This is a genomic window from Vibrio ichthyoenteri ATCC 700023, from assembly GCF_000222605.1.
GTDB classification, from domain to species: Bacteria; Pseudomonadota; Gammaproteobacteria; order Enterobacterales; family Vibrionaceae; genus Vibrio; species Vibrio ichthyoenteri.
The window spans coordinates 1-8779 of record NZ_AFWF01000312.1 but is presented as its reverse complement, the minus strand read 5'-3'; the positions used below and the strand labels follow the sequence as shown (position 1 = coordinate 8779).

The 8779-nt window shown below is 45.3% G+C and carries 11 protein-coding genes; 2 read left to right on the top strand and 9 right to left on the bottom strand.

Annotated elements, in window-relative coordinates; genetic code table 11:
- Nucleotides 1–112 precede the first annotated feature (112 nt).
- On the bottom strand, nucleotides 113–1765 hold the full coding sequence (pgi, locus tag RH85_RS20595) for a glucose-6-phosphate isomerase (protein WP_006714680.1): 1653 nt from the start codon (nucleotides 1763–1765) through the stop codon (nucleotides 113–115).
- 288 nt (nucleotides 1766–2053) lie between these two features.
- On the opposite strand from pgi, the gene RH85_RS20590 reads away from it, so the two are divergent.
- Nucleotides 2054–2473 carry a secondary thiamine-phosphate synthase enzyme YjbQ gene (locus RH85_RS20590; RefSeq protein ID WP_006714679.1) on the top strand — a complete coding sequence of 140 codons (420 nt, stop codon included), beginning with the start codon at nucleotides 2054–2056 and terminating at the stop codon, nucleotides 2471–2473.
- 75 nt (nucleotides 2474–2548) lie between these two features.
- Here RH85_RS20590 and alr read toward each other — a convergent pair whose 3' ends face one another.
- Both alr and RH85_RS20580 read right to left on the bottom strand, forming a co-directional pair.
- Nucleotides 2549–3625: an alanine racemase gene (alr, locus tag RH85_RS20585; RefSeq protein WP_006714678.1), complete on the bottom strand. Its 1077-nt coding sequence runs from the start codon at nucleotides 3623–3625 to the stop codon at nucleotides 2549–2551.
- A gap of 13 nt (nucleotides 3626–3638) precedes the next feature.
- Nucleotides 3639–5051 carry a replicative DNA helicase gene (locus RH85_RS20580; protein WP_006714677.1) on the bottom strand — a complete coding sequence of 471 codons (1413 nt, stop codon included), beginning with the start codon at nucleotides 5049–5051 and terminating at the stop codon, nucleotides 3639–3641.
- A gap of 227 nt (nucleotides 5052–5278) precedes the next feature.
- On the opposite strand from RH85_RS20580, the gene RH85_RS20575 reads away from it, so the two are divergent.
- Nucleotides 5279–5998 carry a DUF481 domain-containing protein gene (locus RH85_RS20575; protein WP_006714676.1) on the top strand — a complete coding sequence of 240 codons (720 nt, stop codon included), beginning with the start codon at nucleotides 5279–5281 and terminating at the stop codon, nucleotides 5996–5998.
- Nucleotides 5999–6090: 92 nt separating this feature from the next.
- Here RH85_RS20575 and rplI read toward each other — a convergent pair whose 3' ends face one another.
- From rplI to RH85_RS20545, 6 genes are all read right to left on the bottom strand, one after another.
- Nucleotides 6091–6543: a 50S ribosomal protein L9 gene (gene rplI, locus RH85_RS20570; RefSeq protein ID WP_005596634.1), complete on the bottom strand. Its 453-nt coding sequence runs from the start codon at nucleotides 6541–6543 to the stop codon at nucleotides 6091–6093.
- 33 nt (nucleotides 6544–6576) lie between these two features.
- Entirely contained in the window at nucleotides 6577–6804 is a 228-nt protein-coding gene (gene rpsR, locus RH85_RS20565; RefSeq protein WP_000090472.1) for a 30S ribosomal protein S18, read from the bottom strand.
- 15 nt (nucleotides 6805–6819) lie between these two features.
- Nucleotides 6820–7122: a primosomal replication protein N gene (gene priB, locus RH85_RS20560; protein ID WP_006714675.1), complete on the bottom strand. Its 303-nt coding sequence runs from the start codon at nucleotides 7120–7122 to the stop codon at nucleotides 6820–6822.
- An 8-nt stretch (nucleotides 7123–7130) separates the two neighbouring features.
- Nucleotides 7131–7511: a 30S ribosomal protein S6 gene (gene rpsF, locus RH85_RS20555; protein WP_005596629.1), complete on the bottom strand. Its 381-nt coding sequence runs from the start codon at nucleotides 7509–7511 to the stop codon at nucleotides 7131–7133.
- 222 nt (nucleotides 7512–7733) lie between these two features.
- Nucleotides 7734–8219 (bottom strand): bacterioferritin, encoded by a 486-nt coding sequence (gene bfr, locus RH85_RS20550; RefSeq protein ID WP_006714674.1) that lies wholly within the window; start codon nucleotides 8217–8219, stop codon nucleotides 7734–7736.
- A 72-nt stretch (nucleotides 8220–8291) separates the two neighbouring features.
- Nucleotides 8292–8480 carry a (2Fe-2S)-binding protein gene (locus RH85_RS20545; RefSeq protein WP_006714673.1) on the bottom strand — a complete coding sequence of 63 codons (189 nt, stop codon included), beginning with the start codon at nucleotides 8478–8480 and terminating at the stop codon, nucleotides 8292–8294.
- Between the last annotated feature and the right edge of the window lie 299 nt (nucleotides 8481–8779).

Below are 8779 nucleotides of genomic sequence, written 5' to 3'. Positions count from 1 at the left end.
AAGCGAGAAAAGATTAAAACGCACCAATAAAAACGCCAGCATCGCTGGCGTTTTACGTTTCAACTTTTGCTCGCCAAAATACTCAGTATCGTGGCTTCAAGTATGCTAACGACTAAGCTTTAAAAGCTTTGAACGCATTGATCAAACCATTGGTCGAGCTATCATGCGAACTGATTTCAGTGGCATCTGCTAGTTCAGGTAGGATTTGGTTTGCTAGCTGCTTACCAAGCTCCACACCCCATTGGTCGAAGCTGAAGATGTTCCAGATAACGCCTTGAGTGAAGATTTTATGCTCGTACATTGCAATCAAGTTACCCAAAGTACGTGGCGTGATTTGCTTCACTAGGATTGAGTTGGTTGGACGGTTACCTTCAAACACTTTGAATGGTACTAGCTCAGCCATTTCTGCCTCGCTCTTACCTGCTTGAGCAAATTCCGCTTTAACCGTTTCAGCACTCTTACCAAATGCCAATGCTTCTGTTTGAGCAAAGAAGTTCGACATCAGTTTTTGGTGGTGATCGCCTGCTGGGTTATGGCTCAGTGCTGGTGCGATAAAGTCACAAGGAATGATCTTAGTTCCTTGGTGGATCAACTGGTAAAACGCATGTTGACCATTAGTACCAGGCTCACCCCAAATGATTGGGCCAGTTTGGTAAGTCACTGCTTCGCCGTTACGGTCTACGTATTTACCGTTCGACTCCATGTTACCTTGCTGGAAGTACGCAGCAAAACGGTGCATGTACTGATCGTAAGGCAAGATTGCTTCAGACTCTGCACCATGGAAGTTGTTGTACCATAGGCCAATCAACGCCAAGATAACTGGAATGTTGTTTTCTAGCTCGGTCTCAGCGAAGTGGTTATCCATCTCGTGAGCGCCTTCTAATAGCTCAACAAAGTTGTCGTAACCGACCGCTAGAGAGATAGACAGACCGATTGCTGACCATAGTGAGTAGCGACCACCAACCCAATCCCAGAATTCAAACATGTTGTCGGTATCAATACCAAACTCAGCCACTGAGGTGGCGTTGGTTGAGAGTGCCGCAAAGTGCTTAGCAACGTGCGCTTCATCACCCGCTTCCGCTAGGAACCAATCACGCGCAGTGTGTGCATTGGTCATGGTTTCTTGAGTGGTAAATGTTTTCGATGCAATCAGGAACAATGTCGTTTCTGGGTTTACTTTTTTCAACGTTTCAACGATGTGAGTACCATCAACGTTAGAAACAAAATGCATGTTTAGGCGCGTTTTGTACGGTGCGAGTGCTTCAGCCACCATGTAAGGGCCTAGATCAGAACCGCCGATACCAATGTTCACGACATCAGTGATCTCTTTACCGGTGTAACCTTTCCAGTCACCCGATACGATACGGTGCGTAAACAGTTCCATTTTCGCCAACACCGCATTGATTGCTGGCATCACATCTTGGCCATCAACCATCACTGGTTTTTCACTGCGATTACGCAATGCCGTGTGCAGCACTGCGCGGTCTTCTGTTTTGTTAATCGCTTCACCACTGAACATCGCTTCAATTGCTGATTGAAGATCCGTCTCTTTTGCTAACGCGAAAAGATGTTGTAACGTTTCTTGGTTGATTAAGTTTTTAGAGTAATCGATCAGAAGATCGTCACCAAAACGTGTAGAAAACTTGTCAAAGCGAGCCGCATCTTGAGCAAAAAGCTCTGCCAGATCCATATCTTGTGCAGATTCAAAATGAGCAGTTAGCGCTTTCCACGCTTGAGTTTGCGTTGGGTTAATATTTTTCAACATGGTCTCTATTCCGATGTTACAGTAGGCTCTATTCCCGCCAGTTAATCACTCGCTAGGAATCCCCGATTTTAAGCAAAAAAAGAAGCTATTCCTGATGTTTGGGCATTAAGCTGCAAACACAAGGTTATGTAATTTTTTTTCAATGGCTAATTATGACTCAGTGAAAACTCAATCACATTGAGGTATATCACGTTCAAAAGCTTAGCTTATCTAAAGGCCAATCTAAAGCTGTGCAACTAGCCTAGCCAGCTTCATAAGATTTGCCAAACAATTCGTTAAGGAAAGATTATGTGGTCTCAAAAAACGATCAGCTTACAGGCCAAACCCCGTGGTTTTCATCTGATCACTGATGAAATTGAACAACAGTTACCGCAAATCCAATCACTTTCAGTAGGATTATTACACCTGTTTGTGCAACACACCTCTGCTAGCTTAACCCTTAACGAAAATGCCGATCCTACCGTGCGCAGTGATATGGAAAAACACTTCAATCACTATGTTCCCGAACGCGCAGCGTATTACCAACACATCTATGAAGGGGATGATGACATGCCAGCGCATATCAAGGCTTCAACGCTGGGTTCGAGTGTCACTATTCCAATCACTGATGGCTGTTTAGCCTTAGGCACATGGCAAGGCATTTATTTAGGCGAACATCGCGATCATGGTGGATCTCGCCATCTTATCGCGACTATTCAAGGGGAATAAAGCAAACAGCTTATTCCGTACAATATCAGTCACGCTAAAACGACAAAGGGAACGCTATTTGCGTTCCCTTAATAATTAGTCTGAGTAGACCATGTCGACTCGTGGTGTCAGTTTAGTCACCAACTCGTAGGCAATCGTACCAATATGTGCGGCCACTTCCTCAGAAGGAAGCTCATTGCCCCACATGATCGCTTCATCACCCACCTTGTCAGTGGCATCAGGGCCTAAATCCACCGTGAGCATATCCATCGATACGCGACCCGCAATGGGTACCCGACGGCCATTAACCCATACCGGCGTGCCATTCGGCGCGGTTCTCGGATAACCATCACCATAACCGATCGCAATCACACCTACTTTGGTGTCGCGTTCGCTGGTCCAGATACCACCGTAGCCGATGCTTTCACCTTTTTTCACTTCACGAACGGCGATTAAGTGTGATTTTAAAGTCATCACAGGGCGATAACCCAGTTCCGCCGCCGACTTGTCACTAAATGGCGAGACGCCATACATGATAATACCGGGACGAACCCATTCCAGCTGGCTTTCAGGCCAAGCTAAAATACCGGCTGATGCCGCCAATGAGCGCTCGCCTTGGCAACCTTGAGTCAGCGCTAAAAACTGCTCAGTTTGCTCAAGAGTGGTTGATTTCTCAAGCTCATCAGCGCTAGCAAAATGACTCATAAAGCGCAGCGGTTTAGCGACATTATCACAAGCATTAAGACGGGAAATAAAAGACTCGAGCTGTTCTGGACGCACACCCAAACGATGCATGCCACTATCAATTTTCAGCCACACTTGCACTGGCGCTTCAAGCTGAGCATTTTCTAATGCTTCTAGCTGCTCAATACAGTGTACACCTGCTTGGATATTGTTCGTCACCAACACCGGTAGATCACCTGGCGAGTAAAACCCTTCCAACAATAAGATCGGGGTTACGATGCCAGCAGCACGCAACTGCAATGCTTCTTCGATACGAGCAACGCCAAAGGCGTCCGCATCTTGCGCATGCTTAGCAATGTGGCGTAAACCATGGCCATAACCATTGGCTTTCACGACCGCCATTATTTTGCTATTTGGCGCTTGTTGCTTAACTTGTTGTAAATTGTGCTTCAGTGCAGCAAGATCGACATGCGCCGTTGCTGCCTTCATATAACTCATAGTGTTACTCGTCATCCATATCAAATGCAGGACCGGCATAATTATCAAAGCGAGAGTATTGACCTTGGAAGGTCAAACGCACCGAACCGATTGGACCGTTACGCTGCTTACCTAGAATGATTTCTGCGGTGCCCTTCATTGAGCTATCTGGGTTATAAACTTCATCACGGTAGATGAACATGATCAAATCGGCATCCTGCTCGATCGCACCCGATTCACGTAAGTCTGAGTTAATAGGGCGTTTATCTGCACGTTGCTCTAGGGAACGGTTTAGCTGCGAAAGCGCCACGACCGGCACATTCAACTCTTTGGCCAACGCCTTCAATGAGCGTGAGATTTCTGAAATTTCTAGGGTACGGTTATCTTGCATACCCGGAACACGCATCAACTGCAAGTAGTCGACCATGATCATGCTCAAGCCACCCGAGTCACGCGCAATACGGCGTGCACGCGAACGCAGTTCCGTTGGTGTTAGGCCTGAACTATCATCGATGTACATATTTTTCTTCTGCATGAGAATACCCATGGTAGAAGAAATACGCGCCCAGTCTTCATCATCCAACTGGCCAGTACGAATTTTGGTTTGGTCCACACGAGAAAGCGAGGCCAACATACGCATCATTAGCTGTTCTGCTGGCATCTCTAGTGAGAAGATAAGGACAGGCTTATCTTGATCCATCGCTGCGTTTTCACACAAGTTCATCGCAAAAGTGGTTTTACCCATTGATGGACGCGCCGCGACGATGATCAAATCCGACCCTTGTAAGCCAGCGGTCTTCTTGTTCAAATCGTGGAAACCAGTGCTCACACCGGTCACACCATCTTGTGGCGATTTGTAGAGTAGTTCAATACGTTCTAACGTCTTCTCAAGAATGTTATCAACGTTCTGAGGACCTTCGCTTTCCGTGGTACGAGATTCTGCAATCGCAAAGACTTTGCTCTCTGCCAGATCTAATAAATCATCGGAAGTACGGCCTTGAGGATCGTAACCCGAATCAGCAATCTCATTCGCAACACTGATCAAGTTACGCACCAAGGCTCGTTCCGCCACGATATCTGCATAAGCGTTGATGTTCGCCGCACTTGGGGTGTTCTTAACCAGATCCGCAAGGTAAGCGAAGCCACCAACATCTTCCAACTGTTCATGTTGTTCAAGATGCTCAGATAACGTGATCAGATCGAGAGGCTTGCTGTCTTCAAGAATACGTTTGACCGCCTCAAATACTAAGCGGTGTGGACGACTATAAAAGTCTATCGCCATGACACGTTCTGCAACCGTATCCCAGCGTTCATTATCGAGCAACAAGCCACCGATGACGGACTGCTCTGCTTCTAGAGAATGAGGAGGGACTTTTATTGCATCCACTTGTGCATCAGGATGTTTACGTTTGCGATTATCCGAACGGGTATCTGCCATGGTTCTGCTCAACTACTTATCGTGGGTGTTCATTATAATGAGAATACATCACTTGTCTTTAGCCAAACCAAAGTTTGTGCATCTCATATAGAATTAACTTATCGCTGACGATGAATCAGGTTATTCACACTATCATCGTGCTGCTGTAGTATTCATCGTTTATTTTTTCCGATTTGAGAGTCTTTGTGTCGAGAGTTTGGCTGGCCAGTTTAGGTTTAATGAGCACTATGCTCGCCCATGCGCATGATATGGAAGATCCAGACGAGATTGAGATCATTTCCCCATGGAAAACAGAGGTTGAGTTTGGTTACCAATCTCACTCTGGTAATTCTGACTCACAATCGTTGAACTCGCGCCTCAGCGCTGAGTATACCAAAGGTCGCTATCGAACTAACGGTGAATGGAAGTACTACCTATTGTACAAAGATGGCGAAGAAGATAAGCGCCAATCTACCTACAGCGCGCAAAGCGACTATAAGCTGGGCGCCAAAACCTATGCCTATGGTAGCTTCAAAGGCATCGACTCACGCTACAGTGCCTACTTTAAAGATTATACACTCTCTGGAGGATTGGGTTATCAGTTCTCCAATACCGAGTTGTTTGTCCTTGAGGTTGAGGTGGGGCCTGGTTTTCGTTACCAGGAGCCAAATCAAGATGAGATCGATGATGACGACATCATTTTCCCAGATGTTGTAGAAGAGGCTATTTTCCGTGGCAATCTTAATACTCGTTGGCAAGCGTTGGATAACCTCGCCTTCTCTGCCGACATGACCTTGGTCTCTGGGCACAGTAATACGCGTATCGATACGGATCTGAGTGTCACTAATAATATTACTGAAGACATCGCGTTAAAATTGGCTCACTCACGCCAATATCATGATCGCGTGCCTGAAGGGCTCGAAAAAGCCGATAGCATTTTTTCCGTCAACCTTCTCTTCATCTTCTAGTTGCCACGTAGAACCATTCTCCTACGGCCAAATTCAAGACAAAAAAAAGCACCTCTAGGAGGTGCTTTTACTAATACGTCTGAGACTGAAAATTACTTCTCAGCAACAACTTGTAGGTTAACTGTAGCGAAAACTTCAGAGTGAAGTTGAACGCTGATCGCGAACTCACCAGTGTTACGTAGTGCGCCTTCAGGAAGACGAACTTCGCTTTTCACAACTTTAACGCCAGCAGCAGTGATTGCTTCAGCGATGTCGCGAGTACCGATAGAACCGAATAGTTTACCTTCGTCACCAGCTTTAGAAGCAAGTACAACTGCTTCTAGTGCGTTAACTTGCTCAGCACGAGCTTCAGCAGCAGCTAGTTGCTCAGCAACTTTAGCTTCTAGTTCAGCACGGCGAGTTTCGAACATTTCAACGTTAGCTTTAGTAGCCATAACTGCTTTACCCTGTGGGATAAGGAAGTTACGAGCGTAGCCAGATTTAACGTTTACAGCGTCGCCAAGTGCACCTAGGTTACCGATTTTATCAAGTAGAATAACTTGCATTATTTAATCCTCTTTCTTAATAAAACGAACCGATTACTGATGTTTGTCAGTGTACGGTAGTAGAGCTAGGTAGCGTGAACGCTTGATAGCACGAGCTAGTTGACGTTGGTATTTAGCGCTTGTACCAGTGATACGGCTAGGAACAATTTTACCAGCTTCAGTGATGTAGTTTTTAAGAGTTGCTACGTCTTTGTAATCAATCTCTTGTACGCCTTCTGCAGTAAAACGGCAGAATTTACGACGACGGAAGAAACGAGCCATGGGCTATCTCCTGATCTAAATATAAGTGATGTGGTCGGCATGCAACACTATTTTACCTATGCCATTACGGCCGGTTTGGTAAGCGACAAAGCCTCCTACCTTAATGTTACTGCCTAGTACTAAATTTTGAGTTAATGCTTGTGACCTAGGCCCACTGATGACGACTGGCATACGACAATAAACTTGGCGAGCTAAATCGGCTTCAATAACAGTAGAACGGTGCTCTAACCAAAAACGGCAGTGCTCTATTCCACTAGGGCTTTTACTACGAATCGGAGGCTTAGCGACGGTGCCACTTAGCTCCATTCGATTGGTCATACAATCAATTACTCAGCAGCAGCTTCTGGACGAGACTCTGCACGCTCTTCGCGACGAGGAGCACGCTCTTCTTTCTGCTTAAGCATGATAGACTGCTCAGTGATCGCTGCTTTAGTACGCATGATCATGTTACGTAGAACTGCATCGTTAAAACGGAAAGCAGTTTCTAGCTCATCGATTACAGCTTGGTCAGCTTCAACGTTCATAAGAACGTAGTGAGCTTTGTGAAGCTTGTTGATTGGGTAAGCCAGTTGACGACGGCCCCAATCTTCTAGACGGTGTACAGTACCGCCTGCTTCAGTGATAGAACCAGTGTAACGTTCGATCATGCCCGCAACCTGTTCGCTTTGATCAGGGTGAACCATGAATACGATTTCGTAATGACGCATGTGTTGCTCCTTACGGATTATTAGCTTCCACGAGTGGCCCGGTCGTCCAGAGGAAGCAAGGAACTAAAGATAATTGACCGAGTTTTAAGGAGCACGAATAGTACAGAAAGAGAGCAAATTTAGCAAGCAAAATGTCTTGGCTAAAAGAGCCACAACTTTATACTGAAATTGAGAGGATGCGCCCGCAAGGCAAGCGCAAAATTTAAGAATTGAAACAGTGGGTTAGTCGTCACCATCATCATCGACGTACTGAGCTTGCAAGTAATTTTGAATGCCGGACATTTTGATCAAGCCGAGCTGCGTCTCAAGCCAGTCAACATGCTCTTCTTCATCTTCAAGAATGTCCTGAAACAGATCTCGAGAAACATAATCTCGTACATCTTCAGCGTAGGCAATGGCCGCTTTAAGATCGGGAATCGCGATCATCTCTAGCTGTAAGTCACTTGCCAACATCTCTTCGGTATCCTCACCGATATTCAACTTACCCAAATCTTGTAAATTAGGTAACCCCTCAAGAAACAAAATACGCTCAATCAAGTGATCCGCGTGCTTCATCTCATCAATTGATTCATGATATTCCTTATCTGCGAGATGTTTTAACCCCCAGTCTTTATACATCCTTGCGTGGAGGAAATATTGATTGATGGCGATGAGTTCATTGCCAAGTATTTTGTTGAGATGCTGGATAATAATTGGATCGCCTTTCATGAAGTAACCCTCCTCGTTGGTTCATTTAACTGTAGAACCAATCAACAAAGAGTCAAAAAAGCGAACTGCAGTTTAGCAGGCTTGTTTGTACAACAGTGGTGCTGTTTCGTTTAGGATCTGTTTCGCTTGCTTAACGCATTTGCCGCATTGCGAGCCAAGTGCTGTACATTTTCTAATGCTGCGCATATCCACAATGCCTTCTTCCAATACTAACTGTCTGATTTTCTTATCGGATACACCGTGGCAAAGACAAACGTACATCTTGATTCCTAAAACATTAATTACGGTTAGAAATATAAACAAGAACCGTTCTTATTACCACTTAGATCTATCGCCGATTTAAGACCGATTAGCTATATAGGCTGGGGGATTATTGAGGGTTTTAACAAGAAAATAGCCGTTCGCTCCAGCGTATGAAAATCGCTTTCGCTAAGGTTTTGTTTTACAGGAAAGAAAAGAAAGTTTAAGCGGACAAAGGCAAAATTCACCTTATAACCAAAAAATAAAAAGGGAAGCCGAAGCTTCCCTTTTCAAATGCGGCAATTACTATGCCTTCATTT

Coding starts and splice junctions, on each gene's coding strand:
- pgi (WP_006714680.1), bottom strand. CDS start 1,765: ATGTTGAAAAATATTAACCCAACGCAAACTCAAGCGTGGAAAGCGCTA.
- RH85_RS20590 (WP_006714679.1), top strand. CDS start 2,054: ATGTGGTCTCAAAAAACGATCAGCTTACAGGCCAAACCCCGTGGTTTT.
- alr (WP_006714678.1), bottom strand. CDS start 3,625: ATGAAGGCAGCAACGGCGCATGTCGATCTTGCTGCACTGAAGCACAAT.
- RH85_RS20580 (WP_006714677.1), bottom strand. CDS start 5,051: ATGGCAGATACCCGTTCGGATAATCGCAAACGTAAACATCCTGATGCA.
- RH85_RS20575 (WP_006714676.1), top strand. CDS start 5,279: ATGCTCGCCCATGCGCATGATATGGAAGATCCAGACGAGATTGAGATC.
- rplI (WP_005596634.1), bottom strand. CDS start 6,543: ATGCAAGTTATTCTACTTGATAAAATCGGTAACCTAGGTGCACTTGGC.
- rpsR (WP_000090472.1), bottom strand. CDS start 6,804: ATGGCTCGTTTCTTCCGTCGTCGTAAATTCTGCCGTTTTACTGCAGAA.
- priB (WP_006714675.1), bottom strand. CDS start 7,122: ATGACCAATCGAATGGAGCTAAGTGGCACCGTCGCTAAGCCTCCGATT.
- rpsF (WP_005596629.1), bottom strand. CDS start 7,511: ATGCGTCATTACGAAATCGTATTCATGGTTCACCCTGATCAAAGCGAA.
- bfr (WP_006714674.1), bottom strand. CDS start 8,219: ATGAAAGGCGATCCAATTATTATCCAGCATCTCAACAAAATACTTGGC.
- RH85_RS20545 (WP_006714673.1), bottom strand. CDS start 8,480: ATGTACGTTTGTCTTTGCCACGGTGTATCCGATAAGAAAATCAGACAG.